Below are 24,776 nucleotides of genomic sequence, written 5' to 3' on the forward strand. Positions count from 1 at the left end.
CGCATCCCCGGGAACTTACCGAAGTAAGTGGCCGAGTATTGCCAACGCACATGCGGCTCGAAGTATGACGAGTTGGTAGGTTAACGGTGCAAATAGTAACAACTAAATAAGGGATGGAAATAACAAATAACCAAATGAACTAACCTGTTTTAGTTATAGTTATTAACAACAAAATCGATTAAATAAGCACATGAAATATAAGCACTTAATTTGTATAAGTTGGATCAATACGTCTATTTTGTGTTCAGGGCCGTTTTAGTTAATGCGAAAAAAGGTGCTTTCCGGTACCCTACGGCGGTTTTTTGCCATATTGAGAATAAAAGATGTCCACCACGCTGTTTAAAGATTTCACCTTCGAAGCCGCTCACCACCTGCCGCACGTGCCGGAAGGCCATAAATGCGGTCGTCTGCACGGCCATTCATTTATGGTGCGCCTGGAGATTACCGGTGAAGTCGATCCCCATACCGGGTGGATCATGGATTTTGCCGAGCTGAAGGCCGCGTTTAAACCCACCTACGATCGCCTCGACCATTACTATCTGAACGATATTCCGGGGCTGTCCAATCCGACCAGCGAAGTGCTGGCCAAATGGATCTGGGAGCAGATGAAACCGCGGGTTCCGCTGCTGAGCGCGGTGATGATCAAAGAAACCTGCACCGCGGGCTGCGTCTATCGCGGCGAGTGAGAGCGCCTTTCGCTGAAGAAAACCCTGGTAGCCTTGCGCTATCAGGGTTTTTTATATCACGCGATATTGAGATATTTATGCGTCTGCATCGATAAGCGCCAGTTGCGGGCGATACAGGTTTCAATGCACAGGCGCGTCGCGTCATCTTTCTGGCTAATCGGCTGAAGGGCGATAATGCGCGGCTTTTCATCAGCCAGCGTTGCCAGCAGTTCATCCAGCGCTTCGATATCGCGCACGCGTCCAACCGGATGTTTAATTTCATCAGCCCGCTGTAGCGCCTGCGAGAGCACATCATAGCCGCCGCGCATGTTCACCTTTGGCGACACCGTCACCCAGGTATGAGGCGTGCAGCGAACTTCATGGGTGCCGCTGGTTTCTATCTGGCAGCTAAATCCGTTTTGCTCCAGTAAAGAAGTTAACGGCGTTAAATCATGAATACAGGGCTCGCCGCCGGTAATGACCACGTGGCGGGCCGTCCAGCCCTGACGCCCGATGATGGCCAGCAGATCTTCGCTGCTTGCCGGGCCCCATTTATCGCTCTCTTTAGTTTTCGCCAGTATGCTGAACAGCGACACTTCCCGATCGGCAAGCTTATCCCAGGTATGTTTGGTATCGCACCAGGCGCAACCAACCGGGCATCCCTGTAAACGAATAAAAATGGCGGGAACGCCGGTGAAGTAACCTTCGCCTTGCAAGGTCTGGAACATCTCGTTAATCGGGTACTGCATAATCATCTCTGCTTAAGGTTGTGAGCGCGCATTATCGCAGATTTGCCCGCGCAGATCTTGTCCCGCGCTGCGCCGAGTGATTGATTAAAAATACGCCAGGACGATACTCCTCTGGCGACGGACAGATAATATTATTCAGCGACGGTTTTTTAATTAGCCTGATAATCATCAGGCGACTATTAAGCGGCATGGCTAAAATTTTTGGTGTAACAAAACATGTATAACCCTGAACGCTAAAAATAAAAAAGCAAAATTAAAAATAATAAATTTCAACGATGTACAAATGGATACATGAAATAATGAATTTATGGGATGAGCTCGGGGTCAAATTCGATCCACTGCGACGCCTTTCCTTAAAATAACCTTAATAAACCGCACGTTATGTTCATCCCCCATTGAATATCCGTTTAATTTTCCGCGCCTAGAATCCAGTCAACCAATACTAATGAGACTGCATTCATGAATACATTATTAATTACTGGCGCGACCGGGTTTCTGGGTGGAGCAGTGTTAGAAAGCATTCTTAATAAAATGAATGCGCCTAATCTATTACTGTTAGTTCGTGCTGATAATAGTGTAGCCGCCGTAGAACGGATTAAGGATAACCTGCGAAAATTCAATATTAGTGAAGCGAGATTAACGGCCCTGACGCCCCACAACATCCTGCTGGGCGATCTGGCCAATCCGCAGCCTTTTCTCCAGGATCCGCGCCTGAATCAGGTCACCCACGTGCTCAACTGCGCCGCCGTCGCCTCATTTGGTAACAATCCGCTTATCTGGAAAGTCAACGTCGAAGGTACGCTGCAGTTTGCCCGGCGGATGGCTCAGGTCAGCGGCCTTCAGCGCTTTCTGCACGTGGGCACCGCGATGTCCTGCTCACCAGACCCCGATTCGCTGGTAGCGGAAAGCACGGCGTTCCGTGAACGCGCCGAGCATCTGGTCGAGTACACGCACTCTAAATCAACAATTGAACGTCTTATGCGGCAGGAATGCCCGACGCTACCGCTGGCGATCGCCCGCCCCTCGATTGTTGTTGGCCACACTCATCACGGCTGTCAGCCCTCCAGCAGCATCTTCTGGGTGTTCAGCATGGGGCTGATGCTGCAAAAATTTATGTGTTCAATGGAAGACCGCATCGACGTGATCCCCGTCGATTATTGCGCCGACGCCCTGATGATGCTGCTTATCAGCCCGCTGGCGCGCGGAGAGGTGGTGCATATTTCAGCGGGAGAGGAAAACAGCGTAAGGTTTGCGGATATCGATAACGCGATGGCCTCCGCCCTCGAACAGGCGCCGGTCGGCGATAAATACGCGCAGGTCAGCTATGAAACGCTGGTCAAAATGCGCCGTGAGCTGAAGACTATTTTTGGCCCCTGCAACGAGCGGCTGATGCTAAAGGCCATGCGTCTGTACGGCGCCTTCGCCACGCTCAACGTGCGGTTCAGCAACGACAAGCTGCTCAGCATGGGCATGCCGAAACCGCCGCGCTTTACCGATTACATTGACCGCTGCGTACAAACCACGCGCGGGCTTTCTATTCCGCAGCAAATGGCGGTAGATTTTAAGTAGTTACCGGTTTCGGGGCAAAAAAAAGCCAGCCCGAAGGCTGGCTTTTTCATATCAGAGAAAGACGGGCTTATGCCTGACCTTTGATCTCTTTACGACCGTTGTACGGTGCTTTTTCGCCCAGCGCTTCTTCGATACGAATCAGCTGGTTGTATTTAGCAACGCGGTCAGAACGGCTCATAGAACCGGTTTTGATCTGGCCTGCAGCGGTACCCACAGCCAGGTCAGCGATGGTAGCGTCTTCAGTTTCGCCTGAACGGTGAGAGATAACGGCAGTGTAGCCAGCGTCTTTCGCCATTTTGATCGCAGCCAGAGTTTCGGTCAGAGAACCGATCTGGTTAAATTTGATCAGGATGGAGTTAACGATGCCTTTCTCGATACCTTCTTTCAGGATCTTGGTGTTGGTTACGAACAGATCGTCACCAACCAGCTGGATTTTGTCGCCCAGTACTTTAGTCTGGTATGCGAAACCGTCCCAGTCAGATTCGTCCAGGCCATCTTCGATGGAGACGATCGGGTACTGTTTGGTCAGCTCTTCCAGGAAGTGGGTGAATTCTTCAGAGGTGAACGCTTTGTTGCCTTCGCCGGCCAGAACGTATTTACCGTCTTTGTAGAATTCAGAAGCCGCGCAGTCCATCGCCAGAGTGATGTCTTTGCCCAGCTCGTAGCCAGCAGCTTTAACCGCTTCAGCGATAACAGCCAGCGCTTCAGCGTTGGAGCCCAGGTTCGGCGCGTAGCCGCCTTCGTCGCCAACAGCGGTGTTCATACCTTTAGCTTTCAGAACTTTAGCCAGGTTGTGGAACACTTCAGAACCCATACGTACGGCTTCTTTCAGGGATTTAGCGCCAACCGGCTGAATCATAAATTCCTGGATGTCGACGTTGTTGTCAGCGTGCTCGCCGCCGTTGATGATGTTCATCATCGGAACCGGCATGGAGTATTTGCCAGGGGTGCCGTTCAGCTCAGCGATGTGCTCATACAGCGGCTGACCTTTAGAAGCAGCGGCAGCTTTGGCGTTAGCCAGAGAGACGGCCAGGATAGCGTTCGCACCGAAGTTAGATTTGTTTTCAGTACCGTCCAGGTCGATCATGATTTTGTCGATGCCAGCCTGATCTTTGGCGTCTTTGCCAAGGATTGCCTGAGCGATCGGGCCGTTAACAGCGCCAACGGCTTTCAGTACGCCTTTACCCATGAAACGGGATTTGTCGCCATCGCGCAGTTCCAGCGCTTCGCGGGAGCCAGTAGAAGCACCTGACGGAGCAGCTGCCATACCGACGAAACCACCTTCCAGGTGTACTTCGGCTTCAACAGTCGGGTTACCACGGGAGTCGATGATTTCACGACCGATGACTTTAACGATTTTGGACATTAGGTTTTCCTCAGTACAAGTTAAACTAAAACTCCAGACAAACAATGCACCCGGATGGGTGCATTGCCGTTCTAACTCTTTTACTTCGCCTGACGCTTCTGGTACTCGCTAGCGGCTTTCACAAAGCCTGCAAACAGCGGATGGCCATCACGCGGCGTCGAAGTAAACTCCGGATGGAACTGACAGGCGACGAACCACGGATGGTTAGGCACCTCGATGATCTCGACCAACTGATCATCCCCGGAACGGCCCGCAATACGCAGGCCCGCATTTTCAATCGGTTTCAACAGCATATTGTTGACTTCGTAGCGGTGGCGATGGCGTTCGGTAATGGTTGGCTCACCGTACAGCTGGCGCACCAGGCTATCTTCGCCCAGCTGGCACTGCTGTGCGCCAAGGCGCATCGTGCCGCCGAGGTCGCTCTTATCAGAGCGCACTTCGACATTACCGTCTTCATCACGCCATTCGGTAATCAGGGCCACAACCGGGTACTTACAGTCTGGCACAAATTCCGTTGAGTTGGCGTTTTCCATCCCGGCTACGTTGCGCGCGAACTCAATCAGCGCAACCTGCATACCCAGGCAAATACCCAGATAAGGAATGTTGTTTTCACGCGCATAGCGCGCGGTGGCAATCTTACCTTCAACGCCGCGATAGCCGAAGCCACCTGGGATCAGGATAGCGTCTAAATTCTTCAGAATTTCGACGCCGCGCGTTTCCACATCCTGCGAATCAATCAGCTTGATGTTGACGGTAACGCGATTTTTCAGACCGCCGTGTTTTAGCGCTTCAATCACCGATTTGTAGGCGTCCGGCAGTTCAATATACTTGCCGACCATACCAATGGTGACTTCGCCTGCCGGGTTCGCTTCTTCATAGATAACCTGTTCCCATTCGGCCAGGTTCGCTTCCGGACAGTTTAAGCTGAATCGTTTACAAATATAATCGTCCAGCCCCTGCGATTTCAACAGGCCCGGAATTTTATAAATGGAATCGACATCTTTCATCGAAATAACGGCTTTTTCTGGCACATTGCAGAACAATGCAATTTTGGCACGTTCGTTCGCCGGAATGGCGCGATCGGAGCGGCAGACCAGGATGTCAGGCTGAATACCGATGGAAAGCAGTTCTTTAACGGAGTGCTGGGTCGGCTTGGTTTTGACTTCACCCGCGGCGGCCATGTATGGCACCAGGGTCAGGTGCATAAACAGCGCGTTTTCACGACCGATATCCACCGCCAGCTGGCGAATCGCTTCAAGGAACGGCAGCGACTCGATATCGCCAACGGTGCCGCCGATTTCTACCAGCACCACATCATGGCCTTCGCCGCCCGCCAGCACGCGCTCTTTGATCGCGTTGGTGATGTGCGGAATAACCTGAACGGTGGCCCCCAGATAGTCGCCGCGACGCTCTTTGCGCAGGACATCAGAGTAAATACGGCCCGTGGTGAAGTTGTTGCGACGGGTCATCTTGGTGCGAATGAAACGCTCATAGTGACCCAGGTCCAGATCGGTTTCAGCGCCGTCTTCAGTAACGAACACTTCCCCGTGTTGGATTGGGCTCATGGTGCCCGGATCGACGTTGATGTACGGATCCAGTTTCATCATGGTCACGTTAAGCCCGCGGGCTTCGAGAATGGCTGCGAGGGAAGCTGCGGCAATGCCTTTACCCAGAGAGGATACGACCCCGCCGGTCACAAAAATATAGTTCGTTGTCATGCTGAACCTGAGAAGTTAGGTTTAAAAGACGATGGAATAACCAGGACGGGAAAGCAGTATACCCGATCATGACTGACGCCACAAACTTTCATTATCCCTCCTTTTCATCAGGCCCACACAAACGCAGGGAGTGAGAAAATAGCCGCTTTTGGCGAAATGTTTTTGACGTAAATCAAGCGCTTGTTATTTAAAAAATCACACAAATAGCGCTTGATCACGAAAACTCTTTAGAGATCAGTTTCCTGGCGTTTTACTTCCTGCCACACCAGCTCCATGGTATCGAGGTCAACGCCGGTCATTTCCAGGCCCCGCGCGGCGACAATCCGCTCTACTTCGCGGAATCTGCGCTCAAACTTCAGGTTGGCTTTTTGCAGGGCAACTTCAGCTTTTACCCCTAAATGGCGGGATAAATTGACCGTCGCAAACAGCAGATCGCCCACTTCCTCCTCCAGTTTAGCTTCATCCACCACCGCCTGCTGCGCTTCGTGCATGACTTCGTCTATTTCTTCGTGCACTTTGTCCAGCACCGGCCCCAGAGAAGTCCAGTCAAAGCCGACCGCCGAGCAGCGTTTCTGGATTTTATGCGCGCGCATCAGCGCCGGCAGACTATGCGGAATATCGTCCAGCGCTGAGTGCTGGGACTTTTCCGCTCGCTCTGCGCTTTTGATCTGCTCCCAGCGGGCCAGCACTTCGCTGCTGTTCCCGGCGGAGGCATCGCCGAAAATATGCGGATGGCGGCGCTCCAGCTTGTCGCCGATCGCGGCGCAGATATCGTTAAAATCAAAGCGCCCCTCTTCCTGCGCCATCTGAGCGTAGAAGACGACCTGGAACAGCAGGTCGCCTAATTCACCGCGCAGATCGTCAAAATCTTCGCGGGCAATCGCGTCGAGCACTTCATAGGTTTCTTCGAGGGTATACGGGGCGATGGTGGCAAAAGTCTGCTCTTTGTCCCACGGACAGCCGTTTTCCGGATCGCGCAGACGCTGCATAATGCCGAGCAGGCGGTCGATTTGGCTCATTGTCGTTTCCATTAAAGAATCAGGCCGGGGCGACCCCGGCCGACATAAAGAAAGTGAAGTTAACCGCCGTGCAGGCGACGGGCGTCGATGACATCCGGTACCTGATTCAGTTTACCCAGCACGCGGCCCAGCACCTGCAGGTTGTAGATCTCGATGGTCATATCGATCGTCGCCAACTGCTGTTTGGTATCGCTGCGGCTGGCCACGCCCAGCACGTTAACTTTCTCATTGGCGAGAATGGTGGTGATATCGCGCAGCAGGCCGCTGCGATCGTTGGCCTGCACGCGTACCACCAGCGAGTAGCCCGCCGAGTAGCTCTCTCCCCACACCGCGTCAACGATGCGCTCCGGGGCGTGAGACTGCAGTTCCGCGAGCTGATCGCAATCCGCGCGGTGCACCGAGATCCCGCGGCCCTGGGTGATAAAGCCCACAATTTCATCGCCGGGAATCGGCTGGCAGCAGCGCGCAATGTGATGCATCAGGTTGCCGACCCCTTCGACCACCACGCGACCATTGTCTTTGCTGCGATTCTGCGGAGCATGGGTTTTCTGCTGCAGCTGCTTTAACGCCGCCGCATCCTGCTCCGCCGCGCTGGGCTTATTAAACTGCGCCTGCAGGAAGTTGACCATCTGGTTGAGGCGAATATCGCCGCCGCCAATCGCCGCCAGCAGTTCGTCCTGCTCGTTGAAGTTGTAGCGCGGCAGCAGATGCTTTTCCGCGTCCTTCAGGCTAATGCCAAGGTGTTCAAGCTCGTCGTCAAGGATCTGCCGCCCGGCAAGAATATTCTTGTCGCGGTCCTGCTTGCGGAACCAGGCGTGTATTTTGGAACGCCCGCGGCTGGTGGTAACGTAGCCGAGGTTCGGGTTCAGCCAGTCGCGGCTTGGGTTGGGCTGCTTCTGGGTGATGATTTCAATCTGGTCGCCCATCTGCAGCTGATAGGTAAACGGCACAATACGCCCGCTGATTTTCGCCCCAATGCAGCGGTGGCCGACATCGCTGTGAATATGATAGGCAAAATCGAGCGGCGTCGAACCGGAAGGTAAGTCCACCACGTCGCCCTTCGGCGTAAAAACGTAAACCCGATCGTCAAAGACCTGGCTACGCACCTCATCCAGCATCTCGCCGGAATCAGCCATCTCTTCCTGCCAGGCAATCAGTTTACGCAGCCACGCAATGCGATCTTCATAGCCGCGCCCGCCGCTGGCCGCTGCGCTGGCGCCCTCTTTGTACTTCCAGTGCGCGGCCACGCCCAGTTCGGCATCTTCATGCATCTGGCGAGTACGGATCTGAATTTCAATCGTTTTGCCACCGGGGCCCAGCACGACGGTATGGATTGACTGATAGCCATTAGGCTTGGGATTGGCGACGTAATCATCAAACTCGTCCGGCAGGTGGCGGTAGTGAGTATGCACTATCCCCAGCGCGGCGTAGCAATCCTGCAGGCGCTCGGCGACGATACGCACCGCCCGCACGTCAAACAGCTCGTCGAAGGCAAGATGTTTTTTCTGCATTTTGCGCCAGATGCTGTAGATATGCTTGGGACGCCCGTAGACCTCGGCTTTGACGCCCTCGGTTTTCATCTCCGTGCGTAAATGCCCGACGAATTCGTCAATGTAATGCTCACGATCGATGCGCCGCTCGTGCAGTAATTTAGCAATCCGCTTATATTCCGCCGGGTGCAGATAGCGGAAGCAGTAATCCTCAAGCTCCCACTTGAGCTGGCCGATCCCCAGGCGGTTGGCCAGCGGCGCGTAGATATTGGTACACTCTTTCGCCGCCAGCACGCGCTCATCTTCCGGCGCATCTTTCACCTCGCGCAGATGGGCAATACGCTCGGCGATCTTAATCACCACGCAGCGGAAATCATCAACCATCGCCAGCAGCATGCGGCGGATGTTATCCACCTGTTCAGAGGAGACCGAATCGGTATGGGTGGCTTTAAGCTGGCGTATCGCGGCCATGTCCCGCACGCCGTGGATCAGGGTAACGACGGATTTGCCGACGCTCTCCTGCATAATTTCTTCGCTGACGACGTTGCCGTCCGCCAGAGGGAACAGCATCGCCGCCCGCAGCGTGTCGATATCCATGCTGAGCATGGAGAGAATTTCCACCATCTCCACGCCGCGCCACAGCAGGAGGTCGGCCTGCGGGTGCCCCTGCGTTTTCTCTCGACAATAATCCCAGGTTTCGGCTAAGCGTTCACACGACTGCTGGCTGGAAATTCCCAGACTCGCGATCCATTTCTTCGGGTCAAATTCACCAGCTTTATTTAAATGTGCACTTCTTACCGCAACCATTGTCCTCTCCTTAAGGGACCGCCTGCCGAAGTCGGCAAGCCTCAACTTTTACACTTCATCCTTCAAACCGCGTCAACGTTGGCTTTCGTCTTTTATCTCAGTCACCTGCTCCTGAGGATGCCGCTTCAATGCGATTTGAATAATTGTTGTGCTCAAACAACACCATTGATTCCAGATGTCCGGTATGCGGGAACATATCCAGCATCGCCAGGCGTTGAATGGTATATCCCGCCTGCAATAAAACGTCGCTATCGCGCGCCAGCGTCGCCGGGTTACAAGAAACATACACCACCCGACGCGGCGCTAATTTTATAATATGTAACATCACGCCCGCCGCGCCGGCGCGCGCCGGATCGAGCAGGACTTTATCAAAACCGTGCTTCGCCCACGCCTGGCGGGTAACGTCCTCTTCCAGGTTTTCATGAAAGAAAGTCACATTGTGTAACGCGTTTAATGCCGCGTTCTCTCTCGCCTTCACGACCAGCGCGGGAACCCCTTCCACGCCAACCACCTGCGCCGCGCGTTTTGCCAGCGGCAGGGTAAAATTGCCCATGCCGCAAAAGAGATCCAGCACGCGATCCTGAGGCTGGATATCCAGCCATTCCAGCGCCGTACGCACCATGAGCTGGTTTACGCCGTCGTTGACCTGAATAAAGTCGCGCGGACTGAACACTAAGCGTAGACCGTCGGACGTATACCAGGGCGCTTCCCCGCGAATATGTTCCAGTATCTCGCTTTGCGGGGCGAGATACAGGGAAAGACCGTGAGATTGCGAAAAACGTTCCAGCTTTTCTTTATCTGCTGCCGGAAGGGCCGCGGTATGGCGTAAAACCATCAGCGGGCCGTTGTCCGCCTGCACCAGCTCCACGTGGCCAAGCTGACGCAGCGATTGCAATCCGCTGAGACATTCTCGTACCGCGGGCAGTAGCGCACCAAAAGCGGGCACCAAAACGGGGCACTGCACCACATCAACAATTTCGCTGGAGTTGGCCTTCCGGAAGCCTATCTGTAATTGTTGGGTCTTTGGCTGATAATTCAAGCTCAGACGCGCCCGGCGACGATAGCCCCACGGCGAAGCGGCTATAATGTCATCAACATCGCGCTTCATTAACCGCGCGAGGGCGGCGCGTTTGCTCTGCTGCTGCAGCTCAACGCTGGCGTGCTGCTGCTGACATCCGCCGCAGATACCAAAATGCGGACAGCGCGGCGCCTGCCGCTGCGGGCTGTCGCTAAGACGACGTTTAACCTGCGCGCGGGCATACTGTTTTTTATCCTCGACCAGGACCACTTCGGCCTGCTCTTGCGGTAATAAACCGCTAACAAACAGCGCCTTACCCTGGTGATGCGCAACGCCCTGTCCAAAGGGATCAAGGTCATTTACTGTAACGGTTATGATCTGGCGCGTCGTCACACGCCGTTTTGCAGAGTAGAATTGCGCCATCGTAGAGATTTGTCTCAATTAAATATACTGACTCTATACACGAGTTCTTTCAGGGTGAGCCAGCGTAACCAATGCCTCAGCAGCCTGTAAGGATGATGTATATATTCTCCCATAATGGAACCGCATGACCAACTACAGCCTTCGTGCCCGCATGATGATTCTTATTCTGGCGCCCACCGTCCTGATCGGTCTGCTGCTCAGTATTTTCTTCGTCGCACACCGCTATAACGACCTACAGCGCCAGCTGGAGGATGCCGGAGCCAGTATTATCGAACCGCTGGCGGTCTCCAGTGAATATGGCATGAATTTGCAAAACCGCGAGTCAATCGGGCAGCTTATCAGCGTACTTCATCGCCGCCACTCCGATATTGTGCGCGCCATTTCCATCTACGACTCGCACAACAGGCTGTTTGTCACCTCTAATTTTCAGCTCGATCCCGGCGAATTGCAGCTGCCAAAAGGGGTCCCCTTTCCCCGCCGTTTAAGCGTGATTCGTCACGGCGATTTGATGATTTTGCGTACCCCCATCATCTCGGAAAGCTATTCACCGGATGAATCACCGGGAAGCGATGCCAAGATGCCGGGCAATATGCTCGGCTACGTGGCGCTGGAGCTGGATCTCAAATCGGTGCGGCTGCAGCAGTACAAAGAAATCTTTATCTCCAGCGTGATGATGCTGTTCTGTATCGGTATTGCGCTGATCTTCGGCTGGCGACTCATGCGCGACGTGACCGGGCCGATCCGCAACATGGTGAATACCGTTGACCGCATCCGCCGCGGCCAGCTTGATAGCCGCGTTGAAGGCTTTATGCTCGGCGAGTTGGATATGCTGAAAAACGGCATCAACTCCATGGCGATGTCGCTGGCGGCCTACCACGAAGAGATGCAACACAATGTCGATCAGGCCACTTCCGATCTGCGGGAAACGCTTGAGCAGATGGAAATCCAGAACGTCGAACTGGACCTGGCGAAAAAACGCGCGCAGGAAGCGGCGCGTATCAAATCCGAATTCCTCGCCAATATGTCACACGAGCTGCGCACGCCGCTCAACGGCGTCATTGGCTTTACGCGCCTGACGCTGAAAACTGATTTAAATACCACCCAGCGCGATCATCTGACCACCATCGAGCGTTCCGCTAACAATCTGCTGGCCATTATTAACGATGTTCTGGACTTCTCTAAGCTTGAAGCCGGTAAGCTCATTCTGGAGAGCATCCCGTTCCTGCTGCGCACCTCGCTGGACGAGGTGGTTACGCTGCTGGCGCACTCGGCGCACGACAAAGGGCTGGAGCTGACGCTGAATATCAAAAATGATGTGCCGGATAACGTCATTGGCGACCCGCTGCGCCTGCAGCAAATTATTACCAACCTGATGGGCAACGCCATCAAGTTCACCGAACACGGCAATATTGACGTGCTGGTGGAACAGCGCGCCATCAGCAACTCACGCGTCCAAATCGAAGTCCAGATCCACGATACCGGTATCGGCATTCCGGAACGCGATCAGTCGCGTTTGTTCCAGGCGTTCCGCCAGGCCGACGCCAGCATCTCCCGTCGCCACGGCGGAACCGGCCTCGGGCTGGTCATCACCCAGCGCCTGGTGAAGGAGATGGGCGGCGATATCTCCTTCCATAGCCAGCCTAACCGCGGCTCGACGTTCTGGTTCCATATCAGCCTCGACCTCAACCCCAACGCGGTTCCCGATAGCGTGCCAACGCAGTGCCTGGCGGGCAAAAAGCTGGCCTATATTGAAGCCAACGCGGCGGCGGCGCAGAGCACGATGGAGCTACTGGCGACAACGCCGCTGGAGGTGGTCTATAGTCCGACGATGACGGCCCTACCGGATGCCCACTACGATATCCTGCTGGCAGGGATTCCGGTATCCATACGCGACCTGAGCCAGCATCGCGATAAGCTGGCAAGGGCCAGCAAGCTTGCCGATCACCTGGTGCTGGCCCTACCGTGCCACGCTCAGGTCAGCGCCGAAACGTTGCGCCAGGACGGCATCGCCGCCTGTTTGCTTAAGCCATTAACCTCAACGCGCTTACTGCCGGCGCTGACGGCCTCCTGCCATGCGCAGCCGACGATTCTGCCGCCGCATGCCGATAGTAAGAAGCTACCGATGACGGTCATGGCCGTTGATGACAATCCGGCGAATCTCAAGCTCATCGGCGCGCTGCTGGAGGACTTAGTCCAGCATGTCATCCTCTGCGACAGCGGTCAGCAAGCCGTCGAACGAGCCAGAGAAACGCAGCAGGATCTGATTCTGATGGATATTCAAATGCCGGAAATGGACGGTATCCGCGCCTGCGAACTGATTCACCAGCTCCCCCATCAGCAGCAAACGCCGGTGATCGCCGTGACGGCCCACGCCCTCGAGGGGCAGCGTGAGAAATTACTCAAAGCGGGAATGAACGACTATCTGGCGAAACCCATTGAGGAAGATAAGCTCCACAGTCTGCTGCTGCGCTATCAGCCGGGAAAGGCGGCGCTCCCGCAGGCCGCCGCGGAGCCTGCGGAGCCGCCCATCAATCATAATGTCACCCTCGACTGGCAGCTGGCGCTGCGTCAGGCGGCGATGAAACCGGACCTGGCGCGGGAAATGCTGCAAATGCTGCTCGCCTTTATGCCTGAAGTGCGTAACAAGGTGGAAGAACAGCTGGTGGGAGAGCAGCCGGAAGGGGTGCTGGATTTAGTGCATAAGCTGCACGGCAGCTGTAGCTATAGCGGCGTACCGCGTCTGAAGAAACTGTGTCACACCATTGAGAGTCAGCTGCGCGCGGGCACCGCCGCCGAGGAGCTGGAACCGGAGTTTCTGGAGCTGCTGGATGAAATGGACAACGTCGCGCGGGAAGCCTGTAAGCTACTGGGAATTTAAAACGCATGCCCCGGTCCGCGCTTCGCGACCGGGGGATAACCTATAATAGCCGCCCTATTTTCAGCACGGCGGCAACGTTTCTCGCCGTCATACGCACGTTTTCGGCGGCATTTTCCAGCGCCTCATCCAGCGTACAGATTGAATAAATCACGCTAAATACCGCATCCAGGCCGTGCTGATGCACGACGCCGACGTCAGACGTCAGGCTTCCGGCAATGCCGATGACCGGCAGATTATAGCGTTTTGCCACCCTCGCCACGCCAACCGGCACCTTGCCGTGCACCGTCTGGCTATCGATACGCCCTTCGCCGGTAATCACCAGGTCCGCATCCGCCACGATATCAGCAAGGTGCAGAGCGTCGGTCACGATCTCAATGCCCGGCCGTAGTTTTGCGCCGCAGAAGGCGTACAGGCCCGCGCCCATTCCTCCCGCCGCGCCGCCGCCTTCAAGATGCAGCACATCCAGTTCTAAATCGCGATGGATAATCTCGGCAAAATGGGCCAGCGCGCTATCCAGACAGGGGATCATCTCCGCCGTCGCCCCTTTCTGCGGCCCAAATACCGCCGTCGCGCCCTCGGGCCCCGTCAGCGGATTGGTGACATCGCAAGCGACGTCGATACGACAGCCGGCCAGGCGCTTATCCAGTTCGCTAACGTCGATGCGCGCGAGGTTCTCTAGCGCGCGTCCGCCAGCGGCAATCTGCTGGTTATCTTTAGTCAGCAGCTTCGCCCCTAGCGCCTGTACCATTCCGGCCCCGCCGTCGTTCGTCGCGCTGCCGCCGATGCCGATAATAATTTGCGTCACGCCCGCATCCAGCGCGTGGCGAATCAGCTCGCCGGTCCCCCACGAAGTGGTCAGCAAAGGATTGCGCCGCGCCGGCGGCACGCTCTCCAGGCCGCTTGCCGCCGCCATTTCGATAAACGCGCATTGTTTATCGCCCGACAGGCCGTAAAAAGCGTCCACCGGCTCGCCGAGCGGACCGGTGACGGTGACCGCTATCCGGCATCCCTGCGTTGCGGCGACCATGGCTTCGACGGTCCCTTCGCCGCCGTCGGCGACCGGCAGTTTGACATATTCCGCATCGGCGTAAATTTCTCGAAAACCTTGCTCTATCGCGGTAGCAACATCCAGCGCACTCAGGCTCTCCTTGTATGAATCCGGTGCGATCACTATCTTCATAAGCTGTCCTTAAAATGAACGATGACCCGATGCCGTGCGGTCAATCGGCCCCCGAAGGGACCGATATTTCCTTAGCGCACCATGCAGGGACGCTTGTTATCAAACGTCCAGTTCGGGATTAAATACTGCATGCCCATAGCGTCATCGCGCGCGCCCAAGCCATGTTTCTGATACAGTTCATGGGCTTTCATCACCTGATCCATATCAAGCTCTACGCCCAGACCCGGTTTTGCCGGTACCTGTACCATCCCGCCTTTAATTTCAAACGGCTCTTTGGTCAGACGCTGATTGCCTTCCTGCCAGATCCAGTGAGTATCAATGGCGGTAATTTTCCCCGGCGCCGCCGCTGCAACATGGGTGAACATCGCCAGCGAGATATCAAAGTGGTTGTTAGAGTGCGAGCCCCAGGTCAGGCCAAACTCATGGCACATCTGCGCCACACGGACGGAACCCTGCATGGTCCAGAAGTGCGGATCCGCCAGCGGAATATCCACCGACTGCAGCGACAGCGTATGGCCCATCTGACGCCAGTCGGTCGCGATCATATTGGTCGCCGTCGGCAGACCGGTGGCGCGGCGGAACTCCGCCATCACTTCACGACCGGAGAAGCCCTGCTCAGCGCCGCATGGATCTTCCGCATAGGCCAGCGATCCCTTCAGATATTTACCAATCTTGATCGCTTCATTCAGCGACCACGCGCCGTTCGGATCCAGAGTTACGCGCGCCTGCGGGAAGCGCTTCGCCAGCGCGACGATAGATTCCGCCTCCTCCTCCCCGGCCAGCACGCCGCCTTTCAGTTTAAAGTCGTTAAAGCCATATTTCTCATACGCCGCTTCCGCCAGGCGCACCACCGCATCCGGGGTCATCGCTTCATCATGACGCAGGCGATACCAGTCGCATTTGTCATCCGGCTGGCTCTGATACGGCAGCGGCGTGGCTTTACGGTTGCCGACGAAGAACAGATAGCCGAGCATTTCCACTTCGCTGCGCTGCTGACCATCACCCAGAAGAGACGCCACGTTCACGCCAAGATGCTGGCCCAGCAGATCCAGCATCGCCGCTTCGATCCCGGTCACTACGTGTATTGTGGTACGCAGATCGAAGGTCTGCAAACCGCGCCCACCGGCGTCGCGGTCGGCGAAAGTATTGCGCACGGCGGTCAGCACGTTTTTATACTCACCCAGCGTCTTACCGACTACCAGCGGGATCGCATCTTCGAGAGTCTTGCGGATTTTCTCTCCGCCGGGGATTTCGCCGACGCCGGTATGGCCGGAATTATCTTTAATCACCACGATATTACGCGTGAAGAACGGGGCGTGCGCGCCGCTCAGGTTCATCAGCATGCTGTCGTGGCCCGCGACCGGAATGACCTGCATAGAAGAAACAACGGGGGTCGAAAATTGTGCGCTCATAGTTAAGTCCTTATTCAAATCAGTGGCGGCCGAAAACGGGGCGTTTACGGTCAAAAGTCCATCCAGGGATCAGGTACTGCATCGGGCCAGCGTCATTACGCGCGCCGCCGGGCAGCCTTGTATAGGCCTCATGCGCCTTCTGTACCTGCTCCCAGTCCAGCTCAACGCCAAGTCCTGGCGCGTCCGGAACCGCGATTTTTCCGTGCTTAATCTCCAGCGGATTTTTGGTCAGGCGGCAATCTCCCTCCTGCCAAATCCAGTGGGTATCGATGGCCGTGGGGTTACCCGGCGCCGCCGCGCCGACGTGGGTAAACATGGCCAGTGAAATATCAAAGTGGTTATTGGAGTGGCAGCCCCAGGTCAGGCCCCAGTCATCGCACAGCTGCGCCACGCGCACCGCGCCGGAAAGGGTCCAGAAGTGCGGATCGGCCAGCGGAATATCCACGGCGTTCAGCATCACCGCATGGCCCATTTCACGCCAGTTGGTGGCGATCATGTTAGTTGCCACCGGCAAACCGGTGGCGCGGCGAAACTCCGCCATCACTTCGCGGCCGGAAAAGCCCTGCTCGGCGCCGCAGGGGTCTTCGGCGTAAGTCAGCACATCGTTCAGCCCTTTACACAGGGCGATGGCTTCGTCCAATAGCCAGGCGCCATTAGGGTCGACCGTAATACGCGCATCCGGGAAACGCTTCTTCAGCGCGCGGGCGGTTTCGATCTCCTGCTCGCCGGGCAGCACGCCGCCTTTCAGTTTAAAATCTTTAAAGCCGTAGCGATCCTGCGCGGCTTCCGCCAGGCGCACCACCGCCTCGCTGTTCAGCGCTTGCTGATGACGCAGGCGATACCACGCGTGGCTGCCCGGCGTGCTTTCCAGATAGGGCAGATCGGTCTTCGTACGATCGCCTACGTAGAACAGATAGCCCAACACGGTCACCGCATCGCGCTGCTTGCCCGGCCCGAGCAGTTCGCAAACCGGCACGTTGAGCGCTTTGCCCAGCAGATCCAGCAGCGCTGCTTCCAGCGCCGCCACCGCGTTCACCCGCAGTTCGAACGTCCAGGCGCCTTTGCCAAAGGTGTCAAAATCCGCAGCCTGATTGCCTTTATGCACCTGCTGAACCACTTTGTTCAGGCGGGCGATTTCCTGGCCCAAAACCATCGGGATAGCATCCACCAGCGTCTGATAAATCACCTCGCCGCCGGGCGCTTCGCCGACGCCGGTATTGCCGGCGCTGTCAGTCAGCACCACGATATTACGGGTGAAATACGCGTTATGGGCGCCGCCGATATTGAGCAGCATACTGTCCTGCCCGGCCACCGGGATAACCTTCATGTCCGTGATTACGGGGCTCGATTGCGTCGTCATGATGATTGTCCTGCCACAGGTTTCAGTTCGATACGCTTAATATCGCCCACCAGCACCAGATAGCTCAGCACCGCCACCAGCGCATGGACCCCCACATAAATCAGCGCGCCGTTAAACGAACCGGTGGTGCCGACGATGTAGCCGATGGCAATTGGCGTCACGATGCCGGAGATATTGCCGAACATATTGAACAGTCCGCCGCTCAGGCCGCTGATCTCTTTCGGCGCCGTATCCGCCATCACCGCCCAGCCCAGCGCGCCAATGCCTTTACCGAAGAAGGCCAGCGCCATAAAGCCGATGATCATCCACTCCACGTTAACGTAGTTACAGAACACCATCACCATCGACAGCAGCATCCCCATCACGATCGGCGTCTTACGCGCGATGTTCAGCGAGCCGGTACGCCGCATCAGCCAGTCGGAAATAATCCCGCCGAGCACCCCGCCCGCGAAGCCGCAGATCGCCGGCACCGACGCGACAAAACCGGCTTTCAGAATCGACATCCCGCGCGCCTGCACCAGATAAACCGGGAACCAGGTGATAAAGAAATAGGTTAAAGCGTTGATGCAGTATTGGCCGATATAGACGCCAATCATCATGCGGGAACCCAACAGCTGCTTGATTTGCCCCCATTTTACGCTAAACGGCACTTTGGCTTTGGCCGCCGCCTGATCCATGTTGATCAGCGCGCCGCCTGCGGCGATGTAATCCAGCTCTTTTTGGTTCACGCCCGGATGCTGGTTCGGTTCATGAATCACCTTCAGCCAGACAAAACTGATGATAATCCCGAGGCCGCCCATAAAGAAGAACACGTGCGACCAGCCCACCTCATGGGTCAGCCAACCCATGATCGGCGCAAAAATAACCGTGGCAAAGTATTGCGCGGAGTTAAAGATAGCCACCGCCGTGCCCCTCTCCTGGGCCGGGAACCAGGCCGCGACGATACGGCTATTTCCGGGGAAAGATGGCGCTTCGGCCAGGCCGACAAGGAAACGCAGGGTAAACAGCGCGACGATAATGCCGAAGCCGCTAAAGATATCGACGAAGCCCTGCAGGAGGGTAAACATGGACCAGATAAAAATGGACCAGAAGTAGACGCGTTTTGAACCGAAGCGGTCAAGCAGCCAGCCGCCTGGGATCTGGCCGATAACGTAGGCCCATGAGAACGCGGAGAAAACATAACCCATGCCGACGGCGTCAAGACCAATATCTTTGGCCATCTCCGATCCGGCAATGGATAAGGTGGCGCGGTCGCCGTAGTTGAAGGATGTGACGATAAACAGCATCACCACTATCCAGTAGCGAGCATTGGTGCGCTTTTCAGCGCCGCTCGCCGCCTGACTTAATGAACTCATTGTTGCACTCCTGAATCATAGCGTTAGCTACGTTCATTCTGAACAGCACAACCTGTAGGGTACTCAGAATGACGTGTTAGTGTTTTTCATTGTTTTCGTTATATCTGGCACTGCATTGGGAACTGGCAGGGAAAGTATAAAAAGAGGGGCTGACGGGCTCACCGTGCAAATACACAGCTTTCACCGGCTGAGTAAATCTGATTTATGGCGTATGCCTAACGAGATGGGGGATGGTTCACGGAAATGAAAAACCGCGCCCGTTGAGAGGTGGAGAGGGCGGTACAAAAGACAGGAGTGTGAAACAACTCTCTTGACCCCGTGAAATAGCCCGGTAAAGACCCTGGCATGACACAGGTTTTAAGGCAAATGCCCGAAGCCAGGCGCACGGAGAATTGGTACGATCTTTTTGACCGTTAATCTGGCACTGGCATTGAACATCAGTAAAAAAGGGGCGCCCTCTATTGTAGGGAGAGGGCGAAACTTTTTAATCAAGCAGCGTCGCCCACTGCGTTACCCATGGGTTAGAGACGCTTTCAGGTTCCGGATCTTCGCTGGCGTCAATCATCAGCATATCGCCCACGCGCGAGCCGCCCTGCTCCTGCAATAACGCATCAAACTTCAAACCGCCGCCGCAGAAGTTGGCGTAGGTGCTATCGCCCAGGGCGATAATGCCATAGCGTAAATGCGGCTGATACATATCTTTGATGCCTTCGTACAAGGGCACAATGCTGTCCGGTAAATCGCCCTGCCCGGTGGTCGAAGTCACCACCAGCGCATATTTCCCGGTATAGGACTCCCAGTCTTTGACTTCAGGATCTTCAAAGACTTTCGCCCGATGACCCAGCCCGCTCAAAATAGCCTGCGCCTCTTCGGCGACCAGGAGCGAATTTCCATACATCGTACCGACAAAAATTCCGACTTCCGCCATGACTAGCTCCCTGAATTGACCTGTATCTCTTCATCCTGACCGCAGTCGTCGGCAAACTCAACCCTTTCATTTAGCGGGAGAAGGCCGCGCCAGCCAAACTGCGACAGCGCGCGCATCCAGACGTCGTCAAGACCGGCGCGAATGACCAGCGGTTCGCCGGTAAAGGGATGCGTTAACGAGAGCTGGCTGGCGTGCAGCATCAGCCGATCGCAGCCAAAATGCTCTGCCGCGCTGCGATTCTGCCGCAAATCGCCATGTTTGCTATCACCGATAATCGGATGGCGAAGATGGGCAAGATGGCGTCGCAGCTGATGTTTACGTCCGGTTTTCGGTTCCAGTTCCACCAGGCTATAGCGGGTCGTGGGGTAACGTCCGGTCGCCACCGCCATCTCTACCGTCGCCAGGCCGCGGTAATGGGTGACCGCCGGCTGCGGGTCTTTATTTTCGCGAGCGAACTTATCGGCGATTTTATCCAGCTCCTCAACCAGCGGGTAATCAAGCACCGCTTCGTCGTTCAACCAACCGCGAGCGATCGCATGGTAGCGTTTCTGCATTTGATGCTGCTCGAACTGCTGCGACAGCAATCTTCCCGCTTCGCTCGATAGCCCCATCAGCAGCACGCCGGACGTCGGCCTGTCGAGGCGGTGAGCGGTGAACACGTGCTGGCCTATCTGATCGCGCACGGTCTGCATCACCACGACCTTTTCATCACGATCCAGCCAGCTACGGTGCACCAGCCAGCCCGAAGGTTTGTTTACCGCGACCAGCCACTGGTCCTGATATAAAATCTCCAGCATCAGGCTTCGTCGCCGGCAAACAGCGCATCCAGCAGGAGCAGTTCGGCCAGCACCCTTTCGCGTACGGGATGAGCGTTATCGAGGGCCATCTCATAATAGGGGGCAACGGCGAAGTTCTGCGGCAGCGGCATTCCGCTTTCCAGCAGCTGGCGCATACGCGGAATCAATACCCACTGCAGCCATTCAAGCGGCTCCATGGTGTCGAGGCAAAACGGCTGTTCGCTGGCAAACGCGCGACTATCGGGGGCGCTATCCTGCCAGTGTTCCGTTTCGCGCAGCAGCGCTTCAATGGCGAGCAGGCGCTCGCGCACGCGATGATCAAGAGTCATGGGAAACCTCGGTGAGTTGAAAACCGGCGCAGAATAGCAAATTCAGACGAGAAATAAAAAAAGGGAGCACTGTATAAAACAGTGCTCCCGGTTCGTTTTGCAGCAATCCAGCTACATTGGTGCTCCCTGCTCGTCCTTGAAAACTTTTCCTGAGGTCTCCTGACCATGTTCATCCATAAACAGTTGCATCCTGCTTTCACACCACCCCGATGCGAAATAACTCATCCTTAAGTCTATCCTGATCTTCCTGATCCACCGAACATCCTGCTCGGCTCTCGTTCTCCTTCCTGGAGGTGTCCTTTTACGCAATCCTGCGTTATCCTGTGCTTCATCCTGAAGCCTGTCCTTGCAACGCCATCCTGGCGGGTCCTGTAGAAGCGTCATCATCCTGATGTTCACTTCGTTTATCAACTCCCTGTCGATGTACATAGAATCCCTGATTCCGCCCCGTCTTACAACCCTTGTTAAGACAATATCTTAAGATTAATCGTCAGTATGATTAATGAGAAAATAATTAACCAATTGAAAAATAATATATTTCTTAAAATACGGTCCCTGAAGGATCGGCTTAAATGATGACGATCTCTTACAGGTCTTGTAAGAGATCTCTCACAAAAGTTTGGGTAGTCTGGATTACAGAACAGGCTTAAGGGAATTGAGGAAACTCGCAAGCGAGGGGGAAAGGGTCGTGCGTTTGCGGGTGCCAAGGGTCTCTTTGATCACTTCACCACTCATATTACAGACCGAAATGACATCCAGTTCGCTGTCCAGCGTGGCGATAAACAGGGTCGGCGACAGCTTCAAACGCTTTTGCACCAGCAGATGACCGATCAGATTTTCCTGCACCCGCTGGAAATCGTCCGGGCTCCAGGTTTGCAGCAGCGTCATGGTTTCATCGGCGAAACGCGCCTGCATATCACCGGCAAACTGAGTGGTATAATAAGCATGAAGCGGTTGTTGTACCACAATCTCCAGCGCCCGTTCAACCGCGTGAATATTTTGTTCTAATGAAAACGGCTGCGGCTGCCAGAAAACGCCGTCATCATCCGTGCCGTTGACGCACGGCGACGGGATGCCGTAAAGCTCTTCGCTGCGCGGCAGGCTGGAACGCTGCTGCTGCCACGCCTCACAGTAACGTTGGGTAAATGCTTGTAGCGCTTCTGCGGTTTGCTGATCCACCGGTTTCTCTCTTCACGTTAGACAGGATACACTTGGCATATAGTGTAACCGCTTTAACTATGGTGAAACATGTCTTCTTACGATAATCATCAGGCGCTGGCCGGCCTGACGCTCGGAAAATCAACCGATTACCGCGATACCTACGATGCCAGCCTGCTTCAGGGCGTCCCGCGCAGCCTGAACCGCGACCCGCTGGATCTGCACGCCGATAACCTGCCGTTTCACGGCGCCGATATCTGGACGCTGTACGAGCTCTCCTGGCTGAACGCCAAAGGTCTGCCGCAGGTGGCCGTGGGCCACGTCGAGCTCAGCGACACCACCGTTAACCTGGTGGAATCAAAAAGCTTTAAGCTCTATCTCAACAGCTTTAACCAGACGCGCTTTGCTGACTGGCAGGCGGTCGAGGCGACGCTGGCGCGCGATCTCAGCGCCTGTGCGCAAGGAGAAGTGAAGGTGTCGCTGTATCGCCTCGATGAGCTCGAAGGCCAGCCGGTGGCCCATCTGCACGGCACCTGCATCGACGACCAGGATATTGAAATCGATAACTACCAGTTCAGCGCCGATTACCTGCAGGACGCCGCTTGCGGCAAAGTGGTCGAAGAGACCCTGGTCAGCCATCTGCTGAAGTCCAACTGCCTGATTACCCACCAGCCAGACTGGGGCTCGGTGCAGATTCAGTATCGCGGGGCGAAAATCGATCGCGAAAAGCTGCTGCGCTATCTGGTGTCATTCCGCCATCACAACGAATTCCACGAGCAGTGCGTAGAGCGCATCTTCAACGATATTCAGCGTTTCTGCCAGCCGGAAGCCCTTTCGGTTTACGCGCGCTACACGCGACGCGGCGGTCTCGACATCAACCCGTGGCGCAGCAACACCGATTTTGTGCCGGCCACCGGTCGCCTCGCCCGCCAATAATCAACATTTTCACAATTTGCGTGCGTTAACCCGCGCGCAAGGTTGTGAAAACGCCATCAGCAGGGCTATTGTAATCACAGGAAGACGATAATCGTCCTGTAAGGAGTTCACTTGATTACACACGTTAGCCCGCTTGGTTCAATGGATATGCTGTCGCAGCTGGAAGTGGATATGCTTAAACGCACCGCCAGCAGTGACCTGTATCAACTCTTTCGCAACTGCTCGCTTGCTGTGCTCAACTCGGGGAGCCTGACCGATAACAGCAAGGAGCTTCTGTCTCGTTTTGAAAACTTCGATATTAACGTGCTGCGTCGCGAACGCGGCGTGAAGCTGGAACTGATCAACCCGCCGGAAGACGCTTTCGTTGACGGGCGTATTATCCGTTCCCTGCAGGCCAACCTGTTTGCCGTACTGCGCGATATCCTGTTCGTCTACGGCCAGATCCACAACACCGTCCGCTTCCCGAATCTCGATCTTGAAAGCTCGGTGCATATCACCAACCTGGTCTTCTCCATTTTGCGTAACGCCCGCGCCCTGCACGTTGGCGAAGCGCCAAATATGATTGTCTGCTGGGGCGGCCACTCGATTAACGAAAACGAATATTTGTACGCCCGCCGCGTCGGCACCCAGCTGGGTCTGCGCGAGCTTAACATCTGCACCGGCTGTGGACCGGGCGCGATGGAAGCGCCGATGAAAGGCGCCGCCGTCGGCCACGCGCAGCAGCGTTACAGAGACAGCCGCTTTATCGGGATGACCGAGCCGTCGATTATCGCCGCCGAGCCGCCGAATCCGCTGGTGAATGAACTGATCATCATGCCGGATATCGAAAAACGTCTGGAGGCGTTCGTGCGTATCGCCCACGGCATCATCATCTTCCCGGGCGGCGTGGGCACGGCGGAAGAGCTGCTCTATCTGCTGGGCATTTTGATGCACCCGTCGAACAAGTCGCAAGTTCTGCCGCTGATCCTCACCGGGCCAAAAGAGAGCGCCGATTATTTCCGCGTGCTGGATGAGTTTATCGTCCATACGCTGGGCGAATCCGCCCGTCGTCACTATCGCATTATCATCGACGACGCCGCGGAAGTTGCCCGTCAGATGAAAAAAGCGATGCCGATGGTCAAAGAGAACCGCCGCGAAACCGGAGACGCCTACAGCTTCAACTGGTCGATGCGTATTGCGCCGGACCTGCAGATGCCGTTCGATCCCACCCACGACAATATGGCCAACCTTAAACTCTATCCGGACCAGCCGGTGGAAGTGCTGGCAGCGGATCTCCGCCGCGCCTTCTCCGGTATCGTTGCCGGTAACGTTAAAGAGGTGGGTATCCAGGCTATCGAGAAATTCGGCCCGTATAAGATTCACGGCGATCCGGCGATGATGCGCCGCATGGATGACCTGCTGCAGGGCTTCGTGGCGCAGCATCGTATGAAGCTGCCGGGCGGCACCGCCTACATCCCCTGCTACGAAATCTGTTCCTGAGTTATCTTCTGTTCTTCTCCCGGGCGGCGGCTTACGCCCCCGGGCTATTTTTCCCGCCCTGCCGCATTCCCCCTTTTCTCTTATCTATTCGCCCGTACGCTTTCCAGATAAATCATTCCTTTTATGAATTTTTAGCACCA

General features: G+C 55.7%; 19 protein-coding genes. 5 read left to right on the forward strand and 14 right to left on the reverse strand.

The window, feature by feature from the left end:
* The first annotated feature begins 323 nt into the window (after window positions 1-323).
* The gene (gene queD, locus BWI76_RS22775; protein WP_004137297.1) at window positions 324-686 is read left to right on the forward strand and encodes a 6-carboxytetrahydropterin synthase QueD; all 363 of its coding nucleotides are present in this window, start codon (window positions 324-326) and stop codon (window positions 684-686) included.
* 56 nt (window positions 687-742) lie between these two features.
* Here queD and queE read toward each other — a convergent pair whose 3' ends face one another.
* A complete protein-coding gene (gene queE, locus BWI76_RS22780; RefSeq protein ID WP_004124321.1) occupies window positions 743-1,414 on the reverse strand; it encodes a 7-carboxy-7-deazaguanine synthase QueE in 672 nt (223 codons plus the stop codon).
* Window positions 1,415-1,873: 459 nt separating this feature from the next.
* On the opposite strand from queE, the gene BWI76_RS22785 reads away from it, so the two are divergent.
* Complete coding sequence (locus BWI76_RS22785; RefSeq protein WP_004137295.1) at window positions 1,874-2,983, forward strand: SDR family oxidoreductase; 1,110 nt, start codon at window positions 1,874-1,876, stop codon at window positions 2,981-2,983.
* A 67-nt stretch (window positions 2,984-3,050) separates the two neighbouring features.
* On the opposite strand, the gene eno is transcribed toward BWI76_RS22785, so the two are convergent.
* From eno to rlmD, 5 genes are all read right to left on the reverse strand, one after another.
* Window positions 3,051-4,349 (reverse strand): phosphopyruvate hydratase, encoded by a 1,299-nt coding sequence (gene eno, locus BWI76_RS22790; protein WP_004124327.1) that lies wholly within the window; start codon window positions 4,347-4,349, stop codon window positions 3,051-3,053.
* Between the two features lie 80 nt (window positions 4,350-4,429).
* Window positions 4,430-6,067: a glutamine hydrolyzing CTP synthase gene (gene pyrG / locus BWI76_RS22795; protein WP_004124328.1), complete on the reverse strand. Its 1,638-nt coding sequence runs from the start codon at window positions 6,065-6,067 to the stop codon at window positions 4,430-4,432.
* 227 nt (window positions 6,068-6,294) lie between these two features.
* Complete coding sequence (gene mazG, locus BWI76_RS22800; RefSeq protein WP_049085091.1) at window positions 6,295-7,086, reverse strand: nucleoside triphosphate pyrophosphohydrolase; 792 nt, start codon at window positions 7,084-7,086, stop codon at window positions 6,295-6,297.
* Window positions 7,087-7,145: 59 nt separating this feature from the next.
* Window positions 7,146-9,383, reverse strand: a complete 2,238-nt coding sequence (gene relA, locus BWI76_RS22805; RefSeq protein ID WP_004137289.1) for a GTP diphosphokinase — start codon at window positions 9,381-9,383, stop codon at window positions 7,146-7,148.
* 97 nt (window positions 9,384-9,480) lie between these two features.
* A complete protein-coding gene (gene rlmD, locus BWI76_RS22810; RefSeq protein WP_004137287.1) occupies window positions 9,481-10,824 on the reverse strand; it encodes a 23S rRNA (uracil(1939)-C(5))-methyltransferase RlmD in 1,344 nt (447 codons plus the stop codon).
* Between the two features lie 124 nt (window positions 10,825-10,948).
* On the opposite strand from rlmD, the gene barA reads away from it, so the two are divergent.
* On the forward strand, window positions 10,949-13,702 hold the full coding sequence (gene barA, locus BWI76_RS22815) for a two-component sensor histidine kinase BarA (RefSeq protein WP_049085089.1): 2,754 nt from the start codon (window positions 10,949-10,951) through the stop codon (window positions 13,700-13,702).
* Window positions 13,703-13,742: 40 nt separating this feature from the next.
* On the opposite strand, the gene BWI76_RS22820 is transcribed toward barA, so the two are convergent.
* The 8 genes from BWI76_RS22820 to syd form a co-directional block, all read right to left on the reverse strand.
* Entirely contained in the window at window positions 13,743-14,882 is a 1,140-nt protein-coding gene (locus BWI76_RS22820) for a glycerate kinase (RefSeq protein WP_004137285.1), read from the reverse strand.
* Window positions 14,883-14,953: 71 nt separating this feature from the next.
* Window positions 14,954-16,294 carry a glucarate dehydratase gene (gene gudD / locus BWI76_RS22825; RefSeq protein ID WP_004137284.1) on the reverse strand — a complete coding sequence of 447 codons (1,341 nt, stop codon included), beginning with the start codon at window positions 16,292-16,294 and terminating at the stop codon, window positions 14,954-14,956.
* Window positions 16,295-16,313: 19 nt separating this feature from the next.
* Entirely contained in the window at window positions 16,314-17,654 is a 1,341-nt protein-coding gene (locus tag BWI76_RS22830) for an enolase C-terminal domain-like protein (RefSeq protein ID WP_004137283.1), read from the reverse strand.
* Window positions 17,651-19,009: a galactarate/glucarate/glycerate transporter GudP gene (gene gudP / locus BWI76_RS22835; protein ID WP_004124361.1), complete on the reverse strand. Its 1,359-nt coding sequence runs from the start codon at window positions 19,007-19,009 to the stop codon at window positions 17,651-17,653. Before gudP ends, BWI76_RS22830 begins: the two co-directional genes overlap by 4 nt.
* A 484-nt stretch (window positions 19,010-19,493) precedes the next feature.
* Window positions 19,494-19,937 (reverse strand): flavodoxin, encoded by a 444-nt coding sequence (locus BWI76_RS22845; protein ID WP_004137281.1) that lies wholly within the window; start codon window positions 19,935-19,937, stop codon window positions 19,494-19,496.
* A gap of 2 nt (window positions 19,938-19,939) precedes the next feature.
* On the reverse strand, window positions 19,940-20,734 hold the full coding sequence (gene truC, locus BWI76_RS22850) for a tRNA pseudouridine(65) synthase TruC (RefSeq protein WP_024358510.1): 795 nt from the start codon (window positions 20,732-20,734) through the stop codon (window positions 19,940-19,942).
* Window positions 20,734-21,063, reverse strand: a complete 330-nt coding sequence (locus BWI76_RS22855) for a YqcC family protein (RefSeq protein ID WP_004137278.1) — start codon at window positions 21,061-21,063, stop codon at window positions 20,734-20,736. Before BWI76_RS22855 ends, truC begins: the two co-directional genes overlap by 1 nt.
* A gap of 633 nt (window positions 21,064-21,696) precedes the next feature.
* A complete protein-coding gene (gene syd, locus BWI76_RS22860) occupies window positions 21,697-22,242 on the reverse strand; it encodes a SecY-interacting protein (protein ID WP_004137273.1) in 546 nt (181 codons plus the stop codon).
* 69 nt (window positions 22,243-22,311) lie between these two features.
* Between syd and queF the strand changes: the two genes are divergently transcribed.
* Window positions 22,312-23,157 (forward strand): NADPH-dependent 7-cyano-7-deazaguanine reductase QueF, encoded by an 846-nt coding sequence (gene queF, locus BWI76_RS22865; protein ID WP_049085088.1) that lies wholly within the window; start codon window positions 22,312-22,314, stop codon window positions 23,155-23,157.
* 111 nt (window positions 23,158-23,268) lie between these two features.
* Window positions 23,269-24,636 carry a nucleotide 5'-monophosphate nucleosidase PpnN gene (ppnN, locus tag BWI76_RS22870; RefSeq protein WP_004124374.1) on the forward strand — a complete coding sequence of 456 codons (1,368 nt, stop codon included), beginning with the start codon at window positions 23,269-23,271 and terminating at the stop codon, window positions 24,634-24,636.
* Window positions 24,637-24,776: the final 140 nt, after the last annotated feature.

Origin of the sequence: Klebsiella sp. M5al (assembly GCF_002090195.1) — a bacterium.
In the GTDB taxonomy this organism is placed as follows: domain Bacteria; phylum Pseudomonadota; class Gammaproteobacteria; order Enterobacterales; family Enterobacteriaceae; genus Klebsiella; species Klebsiella grimontii.

Bases quoted from the DNA above. Each gene is read 5' to 3' on its own strand.
- queD (WP_004137297.1), top strand. From the start codon at position 324: ATGTCCACCACGCTGTTTAAAGATTTCACCTTCGAAGCCGCTCACCAC.
- queE (WP_004124321.1), bottom strand. From the start codon at position 1,414: ATGCAGTACCCGATTAACGAGATGTTCCAGACCTTGCAAGGCGAAGGT.
- BWI76_RS22785 (WP_004137295.1), top strand. From the start codon at position 1,874: ATGAATACATTATTAATTACTGGCGCGACCGGGTTTCTGGGTGGAGCA.
- eno (WP_004124327.1), bottom strand. From the start codon at position 4,349: ATGTCCAAAATCGTTAAAGTCATCGGTCGTGAAATCATCGACTCCCGT.
- pyrG (WP_004124328.1), bottom strand. From the start codon at position 6,067: ATGACAACGAACTATATTTTTGTGACCGGCGGGGTCGTATCCTCTCTG.
- mazG (WP_049085091.1), bottom strand. From the start codon at position 7,086: ATGAGCCAAATCGACCGCCTGCTCGGCATTATGCAGCGTCTGCGCGAT.
- relA (WP_004137289.1), bottom strand. From the start codon at position 9,383: ATGGTTGCGGTAAGAAGTGCACATTTAAATAAAGCTGGTGAATTTGAC.
- rlmD (WP_004137287.1), bottom strand. From the start codon at position 10,824: ATGGCGCAATTCTACTCTGCAAAACGGCGTGTGACGACGCGCCAGATC.
- barA (WP_049085089.1), top strand. From the start codon at position 10,949: ATGACCAACTACAGCCTTCGTGCCCGCATGATGATTCTTATTCTGGCG.
- BWI76_RS22820 (WP_004137285.1), bottom strand. From the start codon at position 14,882: ATGAAGATAGTGATCGCACCGGATTCATACAAGGAGAGCCTGAGTGCG.
- gudD (WP_004137284.1), bottom strand. From the start codon at position 16,294: ATGAGCGCACAATTTTCGACCCCCGTTGTTTCTTCTATGCAGGTCATT.
- BWI76_RS22830 (WP_004137283.1), bottom strand. From the start codon at position 17,654: ATGACGACGCAATCGAGCCCCGTAATCACGGACATGAAGGTTATCCCG.
- gudP (WP_004124361.1), bottom strand. From the start codon at position 19,009: ATGAGTTCATTAAGTCAGGCGGCGAGCGGCGCTGAAAAGCGCACCAAT.
- BWI76_RS22845 (WP_004137281.1), bottom strand. From the start codon at position 19,937: ATGGCGGAAGTCGGAATTTTTGTCGGTACGATGTATGGAAATTCGCTC.
- truC (WP_024358510.1), bottom strand. From the start codon at position 20,734: ATGCTGGAGATTTTATATCAGGACCAGTGGCTGGTCGCGGTAAACAAA.
- BWI76_RS22855 (WP_004137278.1), bottom strand. From the start codon at position 21,063: ATGACTCTTGATCATCGCGTGCGCGAGCGCCTGCTCGCCATTGAAGCG.
- queF (WP_049085088.1), top strand. From the start codon at position 22,312: ATGTCTTCTTACGATAATCATCAGGCGCTGGCCGGCCTGACGCTCGGA.